The sequence below is a fragment of the Pseudomonas sp. FDAARGOS_761 genome (assembly GCF_013343155.1).
Lineage (GTDB): Bacteria > Pseudomonadota > Gammaproteobacteria > Pseudomonadales > Pseudomonadaceae > Pseudomonas > Pseudomonas aeruginosa.
This window is the reverse complement of sequence record NZ_CP054572.1, coordinates 4545946-4568093: the sequence shown is the minus strand read 5'-3', so window position 1 is coordinate 4568093 and position 22148 is coordinate 4545946. Positions and strand designations below refer to the sequence as shown.

Below are 22148 nucleotides of genomic sequence, written 5' to 3'. Positions count from 1 at the left end.
TCGACCGCACCCTGTCCAACGAAGACGTGATGCGCCGGCGCGCCAGCCTGTTGCAGCGCCTGCACATCGACGGGATTCTCCTGCTGCTGTTGCTGATCCTCGGCGCCACCGGCCTGTTCGTCCTCTATTCGGCGAGCGGCAAGAGCTGGGACATGCTGATGAAGCAGGCCACCTCGTTCGGCCTGGGACTGGGCATGATGGTGGTCATCGCCCAGATCGAGCCGCGCTTCATGGCCCGCTGGGTGCCGCTGGGCTACCTGGTGGGGGTCGCGCTGCTGGTGGTGGTCGACGTGATCGGCCACGACGCCAAGGGGGCGACGCGCTGGATCAACATCCCCGGGGTGATCCGCTTCCAGCCCTCGGAGTTCATGAAGCTGCTGATGCCGATGACGGTGGCCTGGTACCTGTCCAAGCGCAACCTGCCGCCGGGGCTCAAGCACATGGTGATCAGCCTGGCGATCATCATCACCCCGTTCGTGCTGATCCTGAAACAGCCCGACCTCGGCACCGCCATGCTGATCCTCGCTTCCGGCGGCTTCGTGCTGTTCGTCGGCGGCCTGCGCTGGCGCTGGATCGTCGGCGCGGTGTCGGCGGCGGTGCCGATCGCAGTGGCGATGTGGTTCTTCATCATGCACGACTACCAGAAACAGCGGGTGCTGACCTTCCTCGACCCGGAAAGCGACCCGCTGGGCACCGGCTGGAACATCATCCAGTCTAAGGCGGCCATCGGTTCCGGCGGGGTATTCGGCAAGGGCTGGCTGCTGGGCACCCAGTCGCACCTGGATTTTTTGCCGGAAAGCCACACCGACTTTATCATTGCGGTCCTCGGCGAGGAGTTCGGCCTGGTCGGCGTCTGCCTGCTGCTGGTGCTCTACCTGCTGCTGATCAGTCGTGGCCTGGTGATCACCGCCCAGGCGCAGACGCTCTACGGCAAACTGCTGGCCGGTGGCATCACCATGACGTTTTTCGTTTATGTCTTCGTGAATATCGGTATGGTGAGCGGGTTGTTGCCGGTGGTGGGGGTACCGCTGCCTTTCATTAGTTATGGCGGAACTTCGCTGGTTACCCTGTTGTCAGGGTTCGGGGTTCTGATGTCGATCCATACCCATCGGAAGTGGATCGCCCAGGTTTGAGACCAAGAGTGAAGAACGCAATGCAAGTACTGCGTACATGGGCGGCCAGGGGCGTCCAATGGGTCGGCGTAGCCGGCGTCATTGGCCTGTCCGGGGCGGCCCAGGCGGGGGACTACGACGGCTCGCCGCAAGTGGCCGAGTTCGTCAGCGAAATGACCCGCGACTACGGCTTCGCCGGAGAGCAGCTGATGGGGCTGTTCCGCGACGTGAACCGCAAGCAGTCGATCCTCGATGCGATCTCGCGCCCGGCCGAGCGGGTCAAGCAGTGGAAGGAATACCGGCCGATCTTCATCAGCGACGCGCGCATCAGTCGTGGTGTCGACTTCTGGAACAAGCATGCCGAAGACCTGGCGCGGGCAGAGAAGGAATACGGCGTGCCGGCCGAGATCATCGTCTCGATCATCGGCGTGGAAACCTTCTTCGGCCGCAACACCGGCAGCTACCGGGTGATGGACGCGCTGTCCACCCTCGGCTTCGACTACCCGCCGCGGGCCGACTTCTTCCGCAAGGAGTTGCGCGAGTTCCTCCTGCTCGCCCGCGAACAGCAGGTCGACCCGCTCAGCCTGACCGGCTCCTACGCCGGCGCCATGGGCCTGCCGCAATTCATGCCGAGCAGCTTCCGCGCCTACGCGGTGGACTTCGACGGCGATGGCCACATCAATATCTGGAGCGACCCGACCGACGCCATCGGTAGCGTCGCCAGCTACTTCAAGCAGCACGGCTGGGTCACCGGCGAGCCGGTGGTCTCGGTGGCCGAGATCAACGACGAGAGCGCCGAGAGCGCGGTGACCAGGGGCGTCGACCCGACCATGAGCCTGGGCGAGCTGCGTGCCCGCGGCTGGCGCACCCACGATGCGCTGCGCGACGACCAGAAGGTCACGGCGATGCGTTTCGTCGGCGACAAGGGCATCGAGTATTGGGTCGGTTTGCCGAACTTCTACGTGATCACCCGCTATAATCGCAGCGCCATGTATGCCATGGCGGTTTATCAGCTGGCGGGCGAGATTGCCCGCGCGCGAGGTGCCCATTGAGCAAGCGTGTCCGCTCCTCCCTGATCCTGCCCGCCGTCTGCGGCCTCGGGCTGGCGGCCGTGCTGTTGAGCAGTTGCTCCAGCAAGGCGCCCCAGCAGCCGGCCAGGCAGGCGGGCATTTCCGGGCCGGGCGACTATTCCCGTCCGCATCGCGACGGCGCCCCCTGGTGGGACGTCGACGTGTCGCGGATCCCCGATGCGGTGCCGATGCCGCACAACGGTTCGGTGAAGGCCAATCCCTACACCGTGCTGGGCAAGACCTACTACCCGATGAACGATGCGCGGGCCTACCGGATGGTCGGCACCGCGTCCTGGTACGGCACCAAGTTCCACGGCCAGGCCACCGCCAACGGCGAGACCTACGACCTCTACGGCATGACCGCCGCGCACAAGACCCTGCCGTTGCCGAGCTACGTGCGGGTGACCAACCTGGACAACGGCAAGAGCGTGATCGTCCGCGTCAACGACCGCGGCCCGTTCTATTCCGACCGGGTCATCGACCTGTCCTTCGCCGCGGCGAAGAAGCTCGGCTATGCCGAGACCGGCACCGCGCGGGTCAAGGTCGAAGGCATCGACCCGGTGCAGTGGTGGGCCCAGCGCGGCCGGCCGGCACCGATGGTCCTGGCGCAGCCCAAGCAGGCGGTGGCCCAGGCCCCCGCTGCGACGCAAACTCAGGCGGTGGCGATGGCCCAGCCGATCGAGACCTACACCCCGCCGCCGGCGCAGCACGCGGCCGCCGTGCTGCCGGTGCAGATCGACTCAAAAAAAAACGCTTCATTACCAGCCGATGGCCTGTATCTCCAGGTGGGCGCCTTCGCCAACCCGGATGCGGCGGAGCTGCTGAAGGCCAAGCTGAGCGGCGTGACGGCTGCGCCGGTGTTTATCAGCTCGGTCGTACGCAACCAGCAGATTCTGCACCGGGTGCGGCTGGGACCGATCGGTTCGGCGGACGAGGTTAGCCGCACCCAGGACAGCATCCGCGTGGCCAACCTTGGCCAGCCGACGCTGGTACGCCCCGACTGAGCGCCTACTCACGCAGGGAATTCCCGCAAGGGATTGTTTGACCATTGGTAGAACCAGAGAGACGGATGAACATCACCACTATCGCGAAACGCTTGTCACTGCTTGTCCTGTTCATCGCCCCTACGGCTGGCTGGGCTGCTGAATCCATGGTTCCGGCGCCGCCGCAACTGGCCGCCAAGTCGTACGTCCTGATGGACGGAGAGAGCGGCCAGGTTCTGGTCGAGAACAACGGCGACCAGCGCCTGCCGCCGGCCAGCCTGACCAAACTGATGACCGCCTACATCGCCACCAAGGAGATCGAGGCCGGCCGCATCGGCGAGAACGACCTGGTCACCGTCAGCGAACATGCCTGGCGCACCGGCGGTTCGCGGATGTTCATCAAGGTCGGCAGCCAGGTATCGGTGAGCGACCTGCTGCATGGCATCATCATCCAGTCCGGCAACGACGCCAGCGTCGCCCTGGCCGAGCATATCGCCGGCAGCGAAGACGCCTTCGCCGACATGATGAACACCACCGCGCAGAAGCTGGGCCTGACCAACTCCCACTTCATGGACGCCACCGGCCTGCCCAACCCGGACCACTATTCCTCCGCCCGCGACATGGCGGTGCTGGCCCGCGCGATCATCTACGGCGAGCCGAGCCACTACGCGATCTACGCGCAGAAGGAATTCCTCTGGAACAACATCAAGCAGCCGAACCGCAACCTGCTGCTGTGGCGCGACAAGACCGTCGACGGCCTGAAGACCGGCCACACCGACGAAGCCGGCTACTGCCTGGTGGCTTCCGCGGTACGCGACGGCCAGCGCATGATCGCGGTGGTGTTCGGCACCAACAGCGAGCAGGCCCGCGCCGCCGAGACCCAGAAGCTGCTGACCTATGGCTTCCGCTTCTTCGAAAGCCGCAACTTCTACAAGAAGGGCACCGAGCTGACCAAGGGCCTGGTCTGGAAGGGTTCCGAGCATGAAGTGAAAGCCGGCCTCGCCGAAGACCTGACCATGACCCTGCCGCGCGGCCAGATGCAGAAGCTGCAGGCCAGCATGGTCCTGGAGCCGCAGCTGATGGCGCCGATCCAGCAGGGCCAGGTGATCGGCAAGGTGGAAGTGAAGCTGGACGACAAGGTCATCCGCAGCGCCGACCTGGTCGCCCTCAACGCCGTCGAGGAGGGTGGTTTCTTCCGCCGCCTGTGGGATAGCATCCGCCTGTTCTTCTACGGTTTGTTCAACTGACCGACCGGCGCCCGCCCGCTCACGAGGCCAGCGGGCGCCCGTCCCCGCGGACCACGGGTCCGCCGCCGCCATGACCGATACCCCTGACGTTCAACCCCCGAAAATCGAATTCCCCTGCGAGCGCTATCCGATCAAGGTGATCGGCGACGCCGGCGAAGGTTTCTCCGACCTGGTCGTGGAAATCATCCAGCGCCACGCGCCGGATCTCGACGTCGAGACCCTGGTGGTCCGCGACAGCAGCAAGGGGCGCTTCCTCTCGGTGCAGGTGCTGATCACCGCCACCGATGTCGACCAACTGCAAGCCATCCATAACGACCTGCGCGCGACCGGACGCGTGCACATGGTGCTCTGATGGGACTCGAGCTGGGCTTCCGTGAGCTCGGCGAGGTTCCCTACGAACCGACCTGGCATGCCATGCAGCGCTTCGTTGCCGAACGCGACAAATCGGTAATGGACGAAGCCTGGCTGTTGCAGCACCCTGCGGTCTTCACCCAGGGGCAGGCCGGCAAGGCGGAGCATGTGCTGTTCCCCGGCGACATCCCGGTGATCCAGGTGGATCGCGGCGGCCAGGTGACCTACCACGGCCCCGGCCAGTTGGTCACCTACCTGCTGCTCGATGTCCGCCGCCTGGGACTGGGCGTGCGCGAGCTGGTCAGCCGGATCGAGCAGAGCCTGATCGGCCTGCTGGCGTCCTATGACGTGCAGGCCGTGGCCAAGCCGGACGCGCCGGGTGTCTACGTCGACGGGGCGAAGATCGCCTCCCTCGGCCTGCGCATCCGTAACGGCTGTTCCTTCCATGGCCTGGCGCTGAACCTGGACATGGACCTGCGACCGTTCCAACGAATCAATCCCTGCGGCTACGCCGGGATGCCCATGACCCAACTGCGCGACCTGGTTGGGCCGGTGGATTTTGCCGAGGTGTGTACCCGATTGCGCGCTGAGCTCGTCTCACGCCTTGGCTACGCTGAACAGAAGACCCTTACGGGCGGGATCGAACTGACATGAGCACTGTTGTGGAGAAGTCCGGAGAAGCCAAGCCGGGCAAGGTGGAAGTCGGCGTGAAGCTGCGCGGCGCGGAAAAGGTCGCGCGGATTCCGGTGAAGATCATTCCCACCGAGGAACTGCCGAAGAAACCCGACTGGATCCGCGTGCGCATCCCGGTTTCCCCCGAGGTCGACCGCATCAAGCAACTGCTGCGCAAGCACAAGCTGCACAGCGTCTGCGAAGAGGCGTCCTGCCCGAACCTGGGCGAGTGCTTCTCCGGCGGCACCGCGACCTTCATGATCATGGGTGACATCTGCACCCGGCGCTGCCCGTTCTGCGACGTCGGCCATGGCCGGCCGAAGCCGCTGGACGTCGACGAGCCGACCAACCTGGCCATCGCCATCGCCGACCTGCGGCTGAAGTACGTGGTGATCACCTCGGTGGACCGCGACGACCTGCGCGACGGCGGTGCCCAGCACTTCGCCGACTGCCTGCGCGAGATCCGCAAGCTGTCGCCGGGGATCCAGCTGGAAACCCTGGTGCCCGACTATCGCGGTCGCATGGACATCGCCCTGGAGATCACCGCCAACGAGCCGCCGGACGTGTTCAACCATAACCTGGAGACGGTGCCGCGCCTGTACCGCTCCTCGCGGCCGGGCTCGGACTTCGAGTGGTCGCTGGACCTGCTGCAGAAGTTCAAGCAGATGGTTCCGCACGTACCGACCAAGTCCGGGCTGATGCTTGGCCTGGGCGAGACCGACGATGAGGTCATCGAGGTCATGCAGCGGATGCGCGAGCACGACATCGACATGCTGACCCTTGGCCAGTACCTGCAGCCGTCGCGCAACCACCTGCCGGTGCAGCGCTTCGTGCATCCGGATACCTTCGCCTGGTTCGCCGAGGAAGGCGAGAAGATGGGCTTCAAGAACGTCGCGTCCGGTCCGCTGGTGCGTTCGTCCTACCATGCCGACCAGCAGGCGCACGGCAACAAGATCGGCTGATCGACGCCGCGCCAATGCCTTCCGACGCCGCGTCCCTGCACAGGGACGCGGCGTTTTTCATTGGGCAGCCACGAAGCCTCTTCGGACGTAGGACGAACAACCGCTTGCGGTTATCCGCCGGCGCGTAGGTGAGTACCGTTTGCTCTCATCCCTGTGCGGTAACGAAGCGACTGCGCTGGCCGAGCTGCCGCACCGCCTCGATCAGTGCCTCGGCCGCCAGGCTGGGTTGGCGCGAGAAGGCGTAGAAACGCGCCTCCGGCAGCGTCGGAAAACCCTGTTCCGGGCCCAGTTCGCGCAGCCCCTCGCGCATCTGGCTGCGCGCCACCACCGTCACGGCGAAACCGGCCAGCGCGGCGGACAGGCAGCCGGCCATGCTGGCGCTCTCGAACACCAGGCGCCAGGGACGCGCAGCGGCGCCGAGGGCTGTAATCGCCGCTTCGCGGTAGACGCAGGGTTCGGGGAACAGCGCCAGCGGCAGCGGTTCGCCCACGGGCAGCTCGATCGCGGTCGCCGCGGCCCAGACCAGCGGTTCCTCCCAGAGCAGTTCGCCGTCGTCTCCGACCCGCCGGCACTGCTTGCCGAACACCACGTCGGTGCGCCCCTGGGCCTGCTGGCGGAGCAGGTCGGTGGTGATACCGACCTTGAGTTCGATGGATGCTTCGGGGTGCCAGCGGCGAAAGCGTTGCAGGACGCGTGGCAGCCAGGCGCTGGCGAAGTCCTCCGAAGCGCCGATGCGCAGGCGGTCGCGGATCGGCGTGCCGTGCAGCCTGGCGCGGGCCTCGCGCTCCAGCTCGACGATGTTGCGGGCATAGGCGTAGAGCGTCTCGCCCGCCTGGGTCAGCTCCAGGCGGCGGGTGGTGCGGCTGAGCAGGCTGACGCCGGCTGTCTGTTCCAGGCGCTTGATATGCCCGCTGACCGCGGAGGGAGTGAGCGCGAGATTGTCCGCGGCGAGGGCGAAGCCGCCACTGTCGACCACTTCGAGAAAGGTACGCAACAACACGATATCCAGGGATTGGGAGGTGGGGACGGCAAGCTCCATGAGGTCTTCCATTCATCTCGTTTCATGAATAGTAGACGCTAACTATTCATGAATCACCCTTGGCAAGCGTCCTAGGATGTCCCTTCGCTTTCTCTTGGAGAGGTCCGATGAGCCGCTATGCCTTCGTTTCCACCGATGTCCTGGATATCGCCTACCTGGAGTGGAATCCGCAGGGGGCGCGCAGCGCCGTCTTGTTGCACGGTTGGCCGGACAGCCCGCATGCCTGGGAAGACCTGGCGGAGTCCCTGGCGGACGCCGGCTATCGGGTGCTGGCACCAGCCCTCCGGGGATTCGCCCCGACCCGCTTTCGCGATGCGTCTACTCCGCGCAGCGGGCAACTGGCGGCTCTGGCTTGCGATCTGCTGGCATTCGTCGACGGCCTGGCATTGCAGCGTCCCCTGCTGGTCGGCCATGACTGGGGTGCCCGCGCGGTGGCCAGTGCCTGCGGACTGCGCGAGGGCTTCGCCTCGCACCTGGTGATGCTCTCGGTGGGGTACGCCAGCAACGATCCGCAGCAAGTTCTTTCCCTGCCGCAGGCCCGTAGCTTCTGGTACCAGTGGTTCATGGCCACGCCACGCGGCGAGCGCGCGCTGCGCGAGGAGGGCGAGGCGTTCGCCCGGCAGATGTGGGACACCTGGTCGCCGCCGGGATGGTATGCCGAGCGCGATTTCCAGGAGGCCGCCCAGGCCTTCTCCGGGCCGGACTGGGTCGCCGTGGTGCTGCACTATTATCGGCATCGCTGGGGCTTCGTCGCGGGGGAGCCGCGCTACGGGGCGGCGGAACAGCGCTTGCTCCCGGCACCGCGCCTGGCGCTGCCGACCCTGGTGCTGCACGGCGGCGCGGATGCCTGCACCCACCCCGACGGCTCCCGCGGACGCGAGCACTACTTCAGCGGGCGTTACCAGCGGCTGGTGCTGGAGGGCGTCGGCCATTTTCCGCAGCGCGAGGCGGCCACCCAGGTGGCGGACGCTATCCTGCGGTTCTGCGCGGATGACTAGGTTCTGGACGCCGCAGCGGCGGATAACGCCCATGGCGTTATCCGCCCTACGAACCGGTGTGCCGCGAGCGGTCGCGGCGGACGTGGGGTCGTAAGCTCCGCCGGCGGCCCTATGGCGTCCGCAGGCGGTCGAGCAGCGCCGGGGTCGGATAGCCGTCCGCCGGCCAGCCGAACTCCTGCTGGCAGGCGCGGATCGCCTTGCGCGTATTGGCGCCGATGATGCCGTCCACCGCGCCCGGATCGTGTCCGCGGGCGGCCAGTTGCCGTTGCAGCTCGATGCGCTGCGAGCGGCTCAGCGGAACATCCTCCAGTGGCCAGGCGCCGACTATCCGGCCGCCGCCCTTGAAGCTGTCGGCGAGCAGGCCGACGGCCAGGGCATAGGCACTGGAGTTGTTGTACTTGAGGATGGCGCGGAAGTTGTGCAGCACCAGGAAGGCCGGGCCGCGGTGCCCGGCCGGCAGCAGCAGCGAGGCCTGTTCGCCGGAGAGCCCGGAGGGCAGGGGGCCGCCGTTGACGCCTTGTACGCCCATCCCTTGCCACTCGCCCAGGGGCTTGCGGATGGTGAGTTCCGCCAGGGAATAGTCGAAGCCTGCCGGCAGGCGGACTTCGAACCCCCAGGGTTGTCCGGCGATCCAGCCGGAGGCTTTCAGGTAGTTGGCGGTGGAGGCCAGGGCGTCGCCGGGCGAGCCCCAGATGTCACGCTTGCCGTCGCCGTCGAAGTCCACGGCATACTGGTTGTAGGTGGTCGGGATGAACTGGGTCTGGCCCATGGCGCCGGCCCAGGAGCCGATCATGAAGGAGGCCGGAACGTCGCCGTGCTGGAGGATCTTCAGGGCGGCGAGCAACTGGGCGTGGGCGAATTCCGGGCGGCGTCCTTCATAGGCGAGGGTCGCCAGGGAGCGGATCACGTTCTTGTTGCCCATGTGCGAACCGTAGTTGCTCTCCATGCCCCAGATCGCCACCACCGCATCCGCATCCACCGCATAGCGCGCGTCGACTTCGCCGAGGATGCGCGCGTGCTGCGCCAGGCGCGCCTGGCCCTGGCGAACGCGCAGCGGATCGAGGGCGCCTTCCAGGTATTTCCATACCGGCCGGGTGAATTCCGGCTGGCTGCGGTCGGCTTCGACCACGGCGGGATCGGGCTCGACCCCGGCGAAGGCGCGATCGAAGGTCTGCGCATCGATTCCACCGGCCAGCGCCTGTTGACGGAAGGCGTCGCGCCACTGTTCGAAGCTCTGCCCAGGCTGGGCCTCGCTCGGCGCGCCAGCGGACACCGAGGCGGCCGGGCCGGCGCCGGTGAAGGGCGCCTTGGTCTGCAGGGGAGCGGCAGGCTGGTTGTATTCGATTATCGGGTTCTTCTGCGCGCAGGCACTGGAGAGGCCAAGCCCCATGGCGACGACGGTGCTGCCCAGCAGCCCGCTCACCTTCAGCAGGGCGGATCGTTCGGGGTTACGCATTGCTCTCCTCAGCAGGGTCCTCGGGACGGGCCACCTTAGCACGCCGGCCAGGACGCGTCTGCCGTCGTTGGACGCGCCGGCGGGGCCCCGGGTTCGCCAATGCGGTTCCATCGGCGTGGTGGATATCTTTCGACATAGGTTCGGTCAGTGTCGGGCGGCCAATGGTTTCGTCCGTATCGCTCCGCCGCCTGTCGAAGCCTCGCGGCGCACCCGAGTCGGGATCGGCGACGGGTCGCGCGGCATGCTCGAGGCCTTCGACTTCTTCTTCCTGGCCTTCGTTCTGCGCGACATAGCTACCCGCTTCGGCGTCGGCATCGAACGCCCGAGCCTGGTTCGTGCGCTGCAATGGCCAGAGGGTTGCCAGTCGGCCGCGCGGGATGTCGAGGCCGCGGATCATGATGGAGGAACCATTGGCTTTTCGCCCACCCCGAGGGGGCCAGGGCTTGCGCGCCGACGATAGTGTGCCCATGGGCGGCAGGCTGGCGGTGGGGTTGGTCTTGTCGACGGGCTTCGGGCGGGGTAGGCGGGGCGCGTGGGTGAGGAGGGCGTTGCGGGAGGATGGACCAGCGGCTGTTTCAGGCCGCCATAACGAAAGAAGCCTCCCAGTTACGGGAGGCTTCGCGGCGGTAGCTGCCTTTGCCTTTCTTCGCCTGTTCCTGGCGGCTGCGGAACAGTGGCTGGGCGACCAGGGATTTGGCCTTGTTCGGCCGCTTGCTTTTCTTTGCCATGGCAGAGGTCCTCGAAGGTGATCGGGCTGGCGCTCGCCAGCGCGCGCATCATCTGCCTGTCGCCGCGGATTGTCCAGTGCCGGTTGCGCCTTCAGGCTGCCGGCAGGCCGAGGCGCTGGCCGGCGAGGGTCAGGGCGAGAAGCGAGAGACCGCTCCAGGGGCTGCCGGGTGCCTGTCCCTTGATCTGCGCGTCGATCAACTGGGCATCCCGCAGCATCTGGTTCCAGCGGCTGCTGGAGTGGCGTTGCAGGGCACGGGTCAGCAGCGGACGGCGCTTGTCCCAGACCGGCGGACGCGCCTGGGCGAAGGCTTTCTCCAGCGGGATGCCCTGGCCGTATTGTTGGGACAGGCCAGCCAGCAGGCGGATCTCGCGGGCCAGGCCCCAGAGGATCACCGGCGGCTCGATGCCTTCGCCGCGCAGTCCTTCCAGGATGCGCAGAGCGTGGGCCGCTTCACCGCCAAGGGCCGCGTCGATCAGGCCGAAGACATCGAAGCGTGCGCTGTCGGCGACCGCGGCCTGTACGGTGGCGGCGTCGATCTGGTTGCCCTCGGCGAGCAGCTTGAGCTTTTCGATTTCCTGGGCGGCGGCGAGCAGGTTGCCTTCCACGCGCGCGGCGATCAGCTCCAGGGCTTCGGGGCTGGCGGACAGGCCGGCCTGGGACAGGCGCTGGCGAATCCACTGCGGCAACTGGTGGACGTCGACCGGCCAGACCTGGATGAACTGCGCGGCGTTGCCATCGATCAGGGCCTTGGCCCACTTGGTCTTCTGCGTGCTGCCATCGAGCTTGGGCAGGCTGAGCAGGAGCACGGTGTCTTCCGGCGGCCGTTGCAGGTATTCCTGGAGAATCGCCGCGCCTTTGTCGCCGGGCTTGCCGGAGGGCAGGCGCAGTTCGATCAGGCGCTTCTCGGCGAACAGCGACAGGCTGGCGCCGGCCTCCAGCAGCAGGCCCCAATCGAAGTTGGCTTCGGCATTGAATACCTGGCGCTCGCCGAAGTCGCGCTCGCGGCAGGCCTGGCGAATGGCATCGCAGGCTTCCTGGCAGAGCAGCGGTTCATCGCCGCTGACGACATAGACGGGCGCCAGGGGGCCCTGGAGGTGCTTGGCGAGTTGCGCGGGAGTCAGCTTCATAGGAGAAGACGGGGCCGGCGAAACCGGCCCCGGGGCATCACGGGGTGGGGAACTCGATCGGCGACTGCTGCGGCTCGGCGGCGCGGCGCTGGCGCTCCGCCTCGTCGGCGGCGCGCAGGGCTTCGGCTTCCGCCTTGGCCTTGGCTTCTGCCTGGCGCTGGGCTTCGTCGAGTTGCGCCGGGGTCAGCGTCTGGAGGCGCATGGACAACTGCTGGATCAGGTCGCGCCGCATCTCGCTGCGCAGCTGCGCGGCTTCCTGGTCGGAACCGATCAGGTTGTTTTCGTCGTGCACGTAGACCTTCTGCACCTGTACCTGGTTGCTCATCAGGACCAGGTCGTTGGCGCCGACGATCTCGTAGTTGATCGTGTTGGTCAGCTCGAACTCCGCGCCGCGCGCGGAACCGGTGTAGCTGACGGTGCGCTGCTGGTTGTCCTCGCGGACCAGCACCAGGTGGTAGGGCGCGTTGCTGGTGACCTTCACGCCGCTGTTTTCCAGGGTTTCCTTCAGTTCGCGCACGGTCGGGCCGTAGGCGTTGCGCGCGGACACGTCGATTTCCTTGAGCGCGAATTGCGCATCGCCCAGGCCGCGCAGTTGGAAGCCGCAGGCGGCCAGCAGGGTGGTCATACCGATCAGCGCGGCGCTGGTCAGGATACGTTTCATCAAGCTTCCCTCACTCCTGTTGATCAGCGCCCCCGGATGGCCGGGGGCGTCCAATGGAATCGCGTATCAGTTGGCGACGATGTTGACCAGTTTGCCCGGTACCACGATGACCTTGCGGATGCTCAGGCCTTCGGTGAAACGCAGCACGTTCTCGTTGGCGCGCGCGGCGGCCTCGACATCCTCGCGGCTGGCGCTGGCGGCCACGTCGATGTGCCCGCGCAGCTTGCCGTTGACCTGCACCACCAGTTGCAGGGTGTCCTGCACCAGTGCGCTCTCGTCGACGCTCGGCCAGCGCGCATCGATCACCGCTTCGGCATGGCCGAGCTGGCCCCAGAGCACGTGGCAGATGTGCGGAGTGATGGGCGCCAGCAGCAGGACCACGGTTTCCAGGCCTTCCTGGATCAGGGCGCGGTCCTGGGCGTCCTGGTTCGGCGCCTTCTCCAGCACGTTCATCAGGGTCATCACCGCGGCGATGGCGGTGTTGAACTTGTGGTGCTGGCCGACATCCTGGCTGGCCTGCCTGATCGCCAGGTGGATGGCGCGGCGGACCTGCTTCTGCGCGTCGTTCAGGGCGGCGACGTCCAGCGCGCCGGGGAGGCCGGCGCTGACATGGGCGTGAGCCAGGCGCCAGACGCGGCGGAGGAAGCGGTTGGCGCCCTCGACGCCGGCGTCCGACCACTCCAGGCTCATGTCCGGCGGCGAGGCGAACATCATGAACAGGCGGCAGGTATCGGCACCGTACTGGTCGATCATCGATTGCGGGTCGACGCCGTTGTTCTTCGACTTCGACATCTTCTCGGTGCCGCCGATCTCGACCGGCTGGCCGTCGCTCTTCAGGCGTGCGCCGACGACCTTGGCCTTGGCGTCACGCTCGACCTCGACGTCGGCCGGGTTGAACCAGTCCTTGCCGCCGTTGGCGGTGGTCCGGTAGTAGGTATCGGCGACCACCATGCCCTGGGTCAGCAGGTTCTTGAACGGCTCGTCGCTGCCGACCAGGCCCTCGTCGCGCATCAGCTTGTGGAAGAAGCGCGCATAGAGCAGGTGCAGGATGGCGTGCTCGATGCCGCCGATGTACTGGTCGACCGGCAGCCAGTAGTCGGCCGCCTTCTTGTCCAGCATGCCGCCTTCGAACTGCGGGCAGGCGTAGCGGGCGAAATACCAGGACGACTCGACGAAGGTGTCCATGGTGTCGGTTTCGCGCTTGGCCGGCTGGCCGCATTTCGGGCAGCTGCATTCGTAGAATTCCGGCATCTTCGCCAGCGGCGAACCGGAGCCGTCCGGTACCACGTCTTCCGGCAGCACCACCGGCAACTGGTCGGCCGGCACCGGGACGTCGCCGCAAGCCTCGCAGTGGATGATCGGGATCGGGCAGCCCCAGTAGCGCTGGCGGCTGATGCCCCAGTCGCGCAGGCGGAACTGGGTGCGCGCCTGGCCCAGGCCCTTGGCCTCGAGGTCGGCGCCGATGGCGTCGAAGGCGGCCTGGTAGCCGAGGTTGTCGTACTTGCCGGAGTTGACGGTGAGCACGGACTCATCCTTGGCGCCGTACCACTCCTTCCAGACGCTGGACTCGAAGTCGTCGTCGCCCTCGACCTTGGCGATCACCTGGCGGATCGGCAGGCCGTACTTGTTGGCGAACTCGAAGTCGCGCTCGTCATGGCCGGGCACCGCCATCACCGCGCCTTCGCCGTAGTTCATCAGCACGTAGTTGGCGACCCATACCGGCAGCTTGTCGCCGGTCAGCGGGTGTTCGACGAACAGGGAAGTGGCCATGCCTTTCTTCTCCTGGGTGGCGATGTCGGCTTCGGCGACGCCGCCGCGCTTGCATTCGTCGATGAACGCCTGCAACTGCGGGTCGTTCTGCGCGGCCTGGGTGGCCAGCGGGTGTTCGGCGGCGACGGCGACGTAGGTGGCGCCCATCAGGGTGTCCGGACGGGTGGTGAACACCTTCAGTTGGCCGGCGTGGCCGATGGAGGCCTGGTCGTAGGGGAAGCCGATCTCCATCCCGCGCGACTTGCCGATCCAGTTGCGCTGCATGGTCTTCACCTGCTCCGGCCAGCCGGGCAGGTTGTCGAGGCTCTCCAGCAGTTCCTCGGCGTAGGCGGTGATCTTGAAGTAGTACATCGGGATCTCGCGCTTCTCGATCAGCGCGCCGGAGCGCCAGCCGCGCCCGTCGATCACCTGCTCGTTGGCGAGTACGGTCTGGTCGACCGGGTCCCAGTTGACCGTGCCGTTCTTGCGGTAGATCACCCCTTTTTCGAACAGGCGGGTGAACAGCCACTGCTCCCAGCGGTAGTAGTCCGGCTTGCAGGTGGTGACCTCGCGGCTCCAGTCGATCGCCAGGCCGAGGCTGTCCAGCTGCGACTTCATGTAGGCGATGTTGTCGTAGGTCCAGGCCGCCGGGGCGACGTTGTTCTTCATCGCGGCGTTTTCCGCCGGCATGCCGAACGCGTCCCAGCCCATCGGCTGCAGCACGTTGCGGCCCTGCATGCGGTGGTAGCGGCTGATCACGTCGCCGATGGTGTAGTTGCGCACGTGGCCCATGTGCAGCTTGCCGCTCGGATACGGGAACATCGACAGGCAGTAGAACTTCTCCTTGTCGGGTAGCTCCCTGACGAGGAAGGACTGGTGTTCTTTCCAGTAGTTCTGGGCCTGGGTTTCGATCTCGAGTGGCTGATATTGCTCGTGCATGGCGCTACTTAGACGTGACTGTTCGAAAGCCTCGTAGCATACATGACCCCCACTCCTGTCGATAGCCCGCGCCGTTTGTCGCCGGGGGCGGTTCAGCCGAACGGGAACGCTAAGCTTGCCCTATGGGCCGTCGATGGCTGGCTGCCCAGTGGTACCTTCAGAGGTGTTCGATGGCTGAGCTGCAACGCGCGAGTGTGACGGGAGGTGGGCTGTACGAGAGGCTGCTGCAGCGTCTCGCCCTGGCTCTGGATGAAGCGGATACGGCCGAGCGCCTGCGTGACGAGCATCCCACGGAGCTTGAGTTGCGTGGTTTGAGCGAAGCGGAGATGGGGCTGATACGCGCCTATCTCGACCAGGACCTGCACTGGTTGCGCGGCTGGCATGCGGCCGCCGAGGAGCTGGCGCTGCTCGAGCGCCAGCCCGGCAGGACACCCCGGCCGCCCCGGCCGCAACCGCCGGCGCCGCGTCGGCACGTCTCGTTGAAACAGCGGCAACTGCTCTGTGCGCTCTGCGGTGCGCCGGTGCAGTGGAGCAAGGGGCATGGCGTGTTGCCGTGCGGCCATTGCGGCTCGCAACTGTTCCGTTCGGGCAACGACCGCTAGGGTCTCCTTCCCGGAAGTTTCGCCAGGCGTCGCGCAATCCTTTAGATTGCCTCTTCCGACAGGGAGGGGGCGATGCCGATCCGTTATTTCTTCAAGCAACTGCTGCTGCCGCCGGGCGGCCTGTTGCTGCTGCTGTTTTTCGCTTTCTGGTGGCGCACCAGCCGACCGCGGCTGGCGCGGCTGTGCGGTGTCTGCGGGTTCTTCGGTCTGTGGCTGATGAGCATGCCGCTCAGCGTGGAGTGGATGGGGCGCTGGCTCGAAAGCGAACCGGCCCTGCTGGCGGAGGATCTGCCGGGCCTGGCGCAGCGCGCCGACGCCATCGTCATCCTCGGTGCCGGCCGGCAGACCAACGACCCGGCCTGGGGCGACGATGCGCCGAGCCTGCTGGCGGCCGAGCGGCTGCGCTATGCCGCGCGGCTGGCCAAGACCTCGGCGCTGCCGGTACTGATCAGCGGCGGGTTGCATTACGGACGCCCGCCCAGCGAGGCGGCGCTGATGGCCAATGCCCTGCTGCAGGACTTCGGCGTGCCGACGCGCTGGCAGGAAGGTCTCAGCCGTACCACCTGGGAAAACGCCACCCTGAGCGCCCCGCAGTTGCGCGAGGCCGGCGTGCGCCGGGTGGTGCTGGTGACCCAGGCCTGGCACATGCAGCGGGCACGCTGGAGCTTCGAGCGCCAGGGGTTCGAGGTGATCCCGGCGCCGGTCGGCTTCCTCGGCGGGGCCAACCTGCGGCCCTTCGGCGGCTGGCTGCCGGAAGCGCAGGCCTTCTGGCAGAGCGGCATGCTGCTGAACGAGGCGATCGGCCTGGTCGGCTATCGCCTGTTCTACCGCTGAGACGCAACCGGCGCCGCAGGGGCGCCGGTCTATCCAGGAGGGGCTGGCTTCAGCCGAACAGGCGTCGCTCCTGCGGGCGCAACTGGCGGCCGAGCAGAGCCCATAGCAGCAGCACGCCGGCCAGCCCGGCCAGCGGCCAGACGCGGTATTGCAGATAGGGCGTCAGGCCCTGCATGGGAATCACCTCGCCGCGCAGGATGCCCTGCTGGAACTGCGGGATCTGCCGGACGATCCGGCCATAGGGATCGATCAGGCCGGTGACGCCGTTGTTGGTCGCGCGGATCATCCAGCGACCGCTTTCCAGGGCGCGCATCTGTGCCATCTGCAGGTGCTGCAACGGGCCTATGGAAGTGCCGAACCAGGTGTCGTTGCTCACTGTCAGCAACACCTGGCTCTGCGCCGCGAGCGCGGCGGCGAACTCCGGGTAGACCACTTCGTAGCAGATGTACGGGGCGATCTCGTAGCCCTTGGCCTTGAGCAGCGGCTGGTCGGCCGGGCCGCGAGCGAAGTCGGACATCGGCAGGTCGAAGAAGGCGATCAGGCCGCGCAGCAGGTCCTGCAGCGGCACGTACTCGCCGAACGGCACCAGCTTCTGCTTGAGGTAGGTGCCCGTGCCTTCGCCGACCACGGTGATGCCGTTGAAGTAGCGACTCTTGCCGTCGGCGAGACGTTCGCGCACCGGGACCCCGGTGATCAGCGCGGCGTTCTTCTCGTCGGCGACCTGGCCCATGGCGCCGAGGTAGCCGCTGGCCATGTCCTGGAGAATCGGCACCGCGGTTTCCGGCCAGACGATCAGGTCGACGTCCTGCTGCGGCAGGCTCAGGTCGCGGTAGAGGTCGAGTTGTGCGCGGACCTGATTCGGGTCCCATTTCAGCTCCTGGGCGATGTTGCCCTGGATCGCCACGACCTTCAGCGGTTCGCCGGCCGAATGGGTCCAGGCGTGGCCCTTGAGATAGAGGCCGGCCGCCCACGGGCCGAGCAGCAGGACCAGCCCCAGAAGCAGGCTGGCACCGTGCGGGAAGAGGCGCGGCAGGTTCACCAGCAGGGCCGCGCTGAGGGCGATGACGAAGGAGGACAGCCATACGCCGCCCACCGGCACCAGCCCGGCCAGCGGTCCCTGCAACTGGCTATAGCCGGCGTAGAGCCAGGGGAAACCGGTAAGGAACCAACTGCGGAACAGCTCCAGTGCCAGCCACAGGGCGGCGAACGCCAGGGCGTCGCCCAGCGGCGCGTTGTCGCGGCGCAGGCAGCGCGCCCACAGCCAGGCCGGCAGGGCGAAGAAGAAGGCGACGCCGGCGGTGAAGCCGAGCATGAGGAAGCTCGCCAGCGGCACCGAGGCGGCGCCGTAGTCATGGATACTGACGTAGATCCAGCTGGTGCCGGCGCCGAACGCGCCGAAACCGTACCACCAGCCGCGCCACAGGGCGGACTTGCCGGGAAGGCCGCGCAAGCCGAGATAGAGCAGGGCGATCGAGAGGATCGCCAGCGGCCAGTAGTCGAAGGGCGCCAGGGCCAGGGGTGTGAGCGCGCCTGCGGCGAGTGCCAGCAGGTGTCCGGGCCAGCCGGGACGAGAAATCCAACGCATCGAATGTCCTTAGAGCCTGTTCAATGTCCGACTGCGCAGACCGGGGCCACCTTCGGCTGCCGGACGGCAACGTCCGCGGCGACAGGGGAGTCTGGCGCAAGGCGCAAGAGTAAAGGAGGGGCTGGCGAGACGCCAGAAGGACGGCGCGGGAAGATGCCCCCTCCGCCGCGGCGGAGGGGGCGCGCTCAGTTCTGCAGGGGAGACAGGCGCAGCAGGTGGACGCGGCGGCTGTCGGCGTTGAGCACGCGGAAACGGAACTCGCCCAGCTCGACCACTTCGTTGCGCTTGGGCAGGTGGCCGAAGGCGCTCATCACCAGGCCGCCCACGGTATCGAATTCCTCGTCGGAGAATTCCGAGCCGAAGAAGTCGTTGAAGGCGTCCACGGGGGTCAGCGCCTTGACGATGAAATCGCCGCTGGGCAGCGGCTTGATGTAGCTGTCTTCCTCGACGTCGTGCTCGTCCTCGATATCGCCGACGATCTGTTCCAGCACGTCCTCGATGGTCACCAGGCCGGCCACGCCGCCGTATTCGTCGATGACGATGGCCATGTGGTTGCGGTTGGCGCGGAATTCGCGGAGCAGCACGTTGAGGCGCTTGGATTCGGGGACGAAGGTAGCCGGACGCAGCAGTTCCTTGATGTCGAAGGGACGCTCGTCGTTGTGCAGGATCAGTGGCAGGAGGTCCTTGGCCAGCAGTACGCCCATGACGTCGTCGAGGCTTTCGCCGACCACCGGGTAGCGCGAGTGGGCGGCTTCGATGATGGCCGGAAGGAATTCCTTCGGCGTCTGGGTCGAGCGGATGCTCATCATCTGCGAGCGCGGCACCATGATGTCGCGCACCTGCAGGTCGGCGACCTGGATCGCCCCCTCGACGATGGACAGCGCCTCGCTGTCCAGCAGCTTGTTGTCGTGGGCATCGCGCAGCAGCTCGAGGAGCTCCTGGCGGTTTCTCGGCTCGTGGGCAAAAGCCTGGGTGATCTTGTCCAGCCAGGACTTGTGCCCGTTGCTCGATCGGTCTTCGCTCATTTTTCCTTGCTCGGTGGCTCTTCGTCGTCGCAGGCGTACGGATCGGGATGACCCAGTTCCGCCAGCAATTCACGTTCCAGTGTTTCCATTTCTTCCGCTTCGGCGTCGTCGATGTGGTCGTAGCCGAGCAGGTGCAGGCAGCCGTGGATCACCAGGTGGGCCCAGTGGGCCTGCAACGGCTTGCGCTGTTCCAGGGCTTCGCGGGCGACCACCGGGGCGCAGATCACCAGGTCGCCGAGCAGCGGGATATCGAGAAGCTCGTCCGGGACATCGGCGGGGAAGGACAGCACGTTGGTCGCGTAGTCCTTGTGCCGGTAGGTGCTGTTCAGTTCCAGGCCTTCGGCCTCGTCCACCAGGCGGATGGTCAGCTCCGACTCCGGACGCTGGCGCAGGGCCAGTTCGCACCAGGCGCGGAACTGTGCTTCGGAGGGCAGGTCCGGGGCGGCGCTGGCGACCTGCAGGTCGAGCTCAAGCGGCATCGTGACCGCCCTTGCCCGTTCCCTCGACCGGCCGCACCTGGCCTTGCTGGCGGTTCTCATGGCGCTCGTAGGCTTCGACGATACGCTGCACTAGCGGGTGGCGGACCACATCCTTGGGCTTGAAATGGGTGAAGCTGATGCCGGGGACGTCCTGCAGGACCTCGATCACGTGCTTGAGGCCGGAGCGGGTGCCGCGGGGCAGGTCGACCTGGGTGACGTCGCCGGTGATCACCGCGGTGGAGCCGAAGCCGATCCGGGTGAGGAACATCTTCATCTGCTCGACGGTGGTGTTCTGGCTCTCGTCGAGGATGATGAAGCTGTTGTTCAGCGTGCGCCCGCGCATGTAGGCCAGCGGCGCGACCTCGATGACGTTGCGCTCGATCAGCTTGGCCACGTGTTCGAAGCCGAGCATCTCGTAGAGCGCGTCGTAGAGCGGGCGCAGGTAGGGGTCGATCTTCTGCGACAGGTCGCCGGGAAGGAAACCGAGCTTCTCGCCGGCCTCGACCGCCGGGCGCACCAGCAGGATGCGGCGGATCTGCTCGCGCTCCAGGGCGTCGACGGCGCAGGCCACGGCGAGGTAGGTCTTGCCGGTGCCAGCCGGACCGATGCCGAAGTTGATGTCGTGGTCGAGGATCGCCTTGACGTAGCGCTGCTGGTTGGCGCCGCGCGGGCGGATGTGCGCCTTGCGCGACTTCAGGGTGACCTGCGGCGCGCTCTGCAATTCCTCGAGGTCTTCCAGGCCGGACTCCTGCAGGTACAGGTGCACGGTGTCGGGAGTGAGATCGGTGCCGTTCTGCGCCTCGCGGTAGAGACGCTGCAGCAGGCGTTCGGCGACCTTGGTCCGGCGCGGTTCGCCGGCCAGTTCGAACTGGTTGCCGCGGTTGCGGATCTCGATGTCGAGGCGTTTCTCGATCTGGTGGAGATGCTCGTCGAACTGCCCGCAAAGTGTCGCGAAGCTGCGGGCGTCGAACGGCTCGAGGATAAAGCGATGAAGTTCCTGGGGGGCGTTCAAGGTGTTCTGTCGTACTCGCCAGTGGCTGATTGATAGGGAAGAGAATAACCGCTGGATATCGTCGCGCAAAGTTGCCGTATCGCGGCGGCGCTTTCCCGGTTCCCGCTGAAACGTTGGTGCACCGTGGCGGCGGGAAGGTTCAGCGAGCCCGCCGTACGGTCGTCGGCCTCAATGCAGGGTGCTGTCGATCAGGGTACCGCGCAGCGAGTGCGGCAGCGCGTCGTCGATGTGCACCTGGGCGAACTGGCCGATCAGGCGTGGATTGTCGCAGCGGAAGTTGACGATCCGGTTGTTCTCGGTGCGCCCCTGGAGCATGCCTGGGTCCTTCTTCGAGAAGTCGGTGACCAGGATCCGCTGGGTGCTGCCGACCATGCGCCGGCTGATCTCGTAGCCTTGCTGGTGGATGCGGCTCTGGAGGATCTGCAGGCGCTGTTTCTTCACTTCTTCCGGCAGGTCGTCGGCGAGGTCGGCGGCGGGCGTGCCGGGCCGCGCGCTGTAGATGAAGGAGAAGGAGAAGTCGAAGCCGACGTCCTCCACCAGCTTCATGGTCTGCTCGAAGTCCTTCTCGGTTTCGCCGGGGAAACCGACGATGAAGTCGGAGCTGATGCAGATGTCCGGTACCGCGGCCTTCAGCTTGCGGATACGCGACTTGTATTCCAGCACGGTATGGTTGCGCTTCATCGCCGCCAGCACGCGGTCGGAGCCCGACTGCACCGGCAGGTGGATGAATTTCACCAGCTCCGGCACCTCGGCGTGGGCCTGGATCAGCGCGTCGGAGAATTCCAGCGGGTGCGAGGTGGTATAGCGGATGCGTTCGATACCGTCGACGGCGGCGACCACCCGCAGCAGTTCGGCGAAGTCGGCCAGGCGGCCATCGTGGGTCAGGCCGCGGAAGCCGTTGACGTTCTGTCCCAGCAGGGTGACTTCGCGGACGCCGTTCTCGGCCAGGTGGATCACTTCGGCGATCACGTCGTCGAATGGTCGGCTGACTTCCTCGCCGCGGGTGTAGGGCACCACGCAGAAGCTGCAGTACTTGCTGCAGCCTTCCATCACCGAGACGAAGGCGGTGGGGCCATCGACCCGCGGTTCCGGCAGGCGGTCGAATTTCTCGATTTCCGGGAAGGACACGTCGACCTGCGGCTTGCGCGTGCTGCGCGCGGCGTCGATCATTTCCGGCAGGCGGTGCAGGGTCTGCGGGCCGAAGACCACGTCGACATAGGGCGCGCGCTCACGGATCGCGGCGCCTTCCTGGCTGGCCACGCAGCCGCCGACGCCGATCACCAGGTCGGGATTCTGCTGCTTCAGCTCGCGCCACATGCCGAGCTTGGAAAACACCTTTTCCTGGGCCTTCTCGCGGATCGAGCAGGTATTGAGCAGGATGACGTCGGCCTCGGCGGCGTTTTCGGTCACCTCGAGGGCTTGGTGTTCACCGAGCAGGTCCGCCATTCGCGACGAGTCGTACTCGTTCATCTGGCAGCCGTGGGTTTCGATGAAAAGCTTCTTGGCCATGCGCTT

22 protein-coding genes are annotated in these 22148 nt (G+C 66.6%); 10 read left to right on the top strand and 12 right to left on the bottom strand.

Annotated elements, in window-relative coordinates:
- Positions 1–29 precede the first annotated feature (29 nt).
- The 7 genes from rodA (at position 30) to lipA (ending at position 6397) form a co-directional block, all read left to right on the top strand.
- The gene (gene rodA / locus FOC67_RS21220; protein ID WP_003114090.1) at positions 30–1133 is read left to right on the top strand and encodes a rod shape-determining protein RodA; all 1104 of its coding nucleotides are present in this window, start codon (positions 30–32) and stop codon (positions 1131–1133) included.
- 8 nt (positions 1134–1141) lie between these two features.
- Positions 1142–2164 carry a lytic murein transglycosylase B gene (gene mltB, locus FOC67_RS21215; protein WP_003132500.1) on the top strand — a complete coding sequence of 341 codons (1023 nt, stop codon included), beginning with the start codon at positions 1142–1144 and terminating at the stop codon, positions 2162–2164.
- Positions 2161–3186, top strand: a complete 1026-nt coding sequence (gene rlpA, locus FOC67_RS21210) for a septal ring lytic transglycosylase RlpA (RefSeq protein WP_003093184.1) — start codon at positions 2161–2163, stop codon at positions 3184–3186. The genes mltB and rlpA overlap by 4 nt, the downstream gene beginning before the upstream one ends.
- Positions 3187–3251: 65 nt before the next feature.
- The gene (locus FOC67_RS21205; RefSeq protein WP_003093182.1) at positions 3252–4412 is read left to right on the top strand and encodes a D-alanyl-D-alanine carboxypeptidase family protein; all 1161 of its coding nucleotides are present in this window, start codon (positions 3252–3254) and stop codon (positions 4410–4412) included.
- Positions 4413–4482: 70 nt separating this feature from the next.
- The gene (locus FOC67_RS21200) at positions 4483–4764 is read left to right on the top strand and encodes a DUF493 domain-containing protein (RefSeq protein WP_003100311.1); all 282 of its coding nucleotides are present in this window, start codon (positions 4483–4485) and stop codon (positions 4762–4764) included.
- On the top strand, positions 4764–5417 hold the full coding sequence (lipB, locus tag FOC67_RS21195) for a lipoyl(octanoyl) transferase LipB (protein ID WP_003093177.1): 654 nt from the start codon (positions 4764–4766) through the stop codon (positions 5415–5417). Before FOC67_RS21200 ends, lipB begins: the two co-directional genes overlap by 1 nt.
- Entirely contained in the window at positions 5414–6397 is a 984-nt protein-coding gene (gene lipA, locus FOC67_RS21190) for a lipoyl synthase (protein WP_003119196.1), read from the top strand. Before lipB ends, lipA begins: the two co-directional genes overlap by 4 nt.
- A 145-nt stretch (positions 6398–6542) precedes the next feature.
- Here lipA and FOC67_RS21185 read toward each other — a convergent pair whose 3' ends face one another.
- Complete coding sequence (locus FOC67_RS21185) at positions 6543–7436, bottom strand: LysR family transcriptional regulator (RefSeq protein WP_003132503.1); 894 nt, start codon at positions 7434–7436, stop codon at positions 6543–6545.
- A 107-nt stretch (positions 7437–7543) separates the two neighbouring features.
- Here FOC67_RS21185 and FOC67_RS21180 point away from each other — a divergent pair, with 107 nt between their 5' ends.
- A complete protein-coding gene (locus FOC67_RS21180; RefSeq protein ID WP_003132505.1) occupies positions 7544–8434 on the top strand; it encodes an alpha/beta fold hydrolase in 891 nt (296 codons plus the stop codon).
- Positions 8435–8543: 109 nt separating this feature from the next.
- On the opposite strand, the gene FOC67_RS21175 is transcribed toward FOC67_RS21180, so the two are convergent.
- From FOC67_RS21175 to leuS, 6 genes are all read right to left on the bottom strand, one after another.
- Positions 8544–9890: a lytic murein transglycosylase gene (locus tag FOC67_RS21175; RefSeq protein ID WP_003132508.1), complete on the bottom strand. Its 1347-nt coding sequence runs from the start codon at positions 9888–9890 to the stop codon at positions 8544–8546.
- Positions 9883–10287 (bottom strand): hypothetical protein, encoded by a 405-nt coding sequence (locus FOC67_RS21170; RefSeq protein ID WP_021265261.1) that lies wholly within the window; start codon positions 10285–10287, stop codon positions 9883–9885. The genes FOC67_RS21175 and FOC67_RS21170 overlap by 8 nt, the downstream gene beginning before the upstream one ends.
- Positions 10288–10465: 178 nt before the next feature.
- Positions 10466–10618 (bottom strand): alternative ribosome-rescue factor A, encoded by a 153-nt coding sequence (gene arfA, locus FOC67_RS21165; RefSeq protein WP_003093169.1) that lies wholly within the window; start codon positions 10616–10618, stop codon positions 10466–10468.
- 91 nt (positions 10619–10709) lie between these two features.
- Positions 10710–11747: a DNA polymerase III subunit delta gene (gene holA / locus FOC67_RS21160; protein ID WP_003132512.1), complete on the bottom strand. Its 1038-nt coding sequence runs from the start codon at positions 11745–11747 to the stop codon at positions 10710–10712.
- A gap of 37 nt (positions 11748–11784) precedes the next feature.
- Positions 11785–12408 (bottom strand): LPS assembly lipoprotein LptE, encoded by a 624-nt coding sequence (lptE, locus tag FOC67_RS21155; RefSeq protein WP_003110380.1) that lies wholly within the window; start codon positions 12406–12408, stop codon positions 11785–11787.
- A gap of 66 nt (positions 12409–12474) precedes the next feature.
- Entirely contained in the window at positions 12475–15096 is a 2622-nt protein-coding gene (gene leuS, locus FOC67_RS21150) for a leucine--tRNA ligase (protein ID WP_003110381.1), read from the bottom strand.
- A gap of 170 nt (positions 15097–15266) precedes the next feature.
- Between leuS and FOC67_RS21145 the strand changes: the two genes are divergently transcribed.
- Together FOC67_RS21145 and FOC67_RS21140 are read left to right on the top strand one after the other, a co-directional pair.
- Positions 15267–15698: a hypothetical protein gene (locus FOC67_RS21145; RefSeq protein WP_003137702.1), complete on the top strand. Its 432-nt coding sequence runs from the start codon at positions 15267–15269 to the stop codon at positions 15696–15698.
- 72 nt (positions 15699–15770) lie between these two features.
- The gene (locus tag FOC67_RS21140; protein WP_003093163.1) at positions 15771–16532 is read left to right on the top strand and encodes a YdcF family protein; all 762 of its coding nucleotides are present in this window, start codon (positions 15771–15773) and stop codon (positions 16530–16532) included.
- A 49-nt stretch (positions 16533–16581) separates the two neighbouring features.
- Here the strand turns inward: FOC67_RS21140 and lnt are convergent, their stop codons facing one another.
- The 5 genes from lnt to miaB form a co-directional block, all read right to left on the bottom strand.
- Complete coding sequence (gene lnt, locus FOC67_RS21135) at positions 16582–18117, bottom strand: apolipoprotein N-acyltransferase (protein ID WP_009313380.1); 1536 nt, start codon at positions 18115–18117, stop codon at positions 16582–16584.
- A 185-nt stretch (positions 18118–18302) separates the two neighbouring features.
- Positions 18303–19142: an HlyC/CorC family transporter gene (locus FOC67_RS21130; protein WP_003093161.1), complete on the bottom strand. Its 840-nt coding sequence runs from the start codon at positions 19140–19142 to the stop codon at positions 18303–18305.
- Positions 19139–19621 (bottom strand): rRNA maturation RNase YbeY, encoded by a 483-nt coding sequence (ybeY, locus tag FOC67_RS21125; RefSeq protein ID WP_003093160.1) that lies wholly within the window; start codon positions 19619–19621, stop codon positions 19139–19141. The genes FOC67_RS21130 and ybeY overlap by 4 nt, the downstream gene beginning before the upstream one ends.
- Positions 19611–20633, bottom strand: coding sequence for a PhoH family protein (locus FOC67_RS21120; protein ID WP_003111486.1), 1023 nt, complete (start codon positions 20631–20633; stop codon positions 19611–19613). Before FOC67_RS21120 ends, ybeY begins: the two co-directional genes overlap by 11 nt.
- Before the next feature lie 168 nt (positions 20634–20801).
- Positions 20802–22142, bottom strand: a complete 1341-nt coding sequence (miaB, locus tag FOC67_RS21115) for a tRNA (N6-isopentenyl adenosine(37)-C2)-methylthiotransferase MiaB (RefSeq protein ID WP_003093158.1) — start codon at positions 22140–22142, stop codon at positions 20802–20804.
- Positions 22143–22148: the final 6 nt, after the last annotated feature.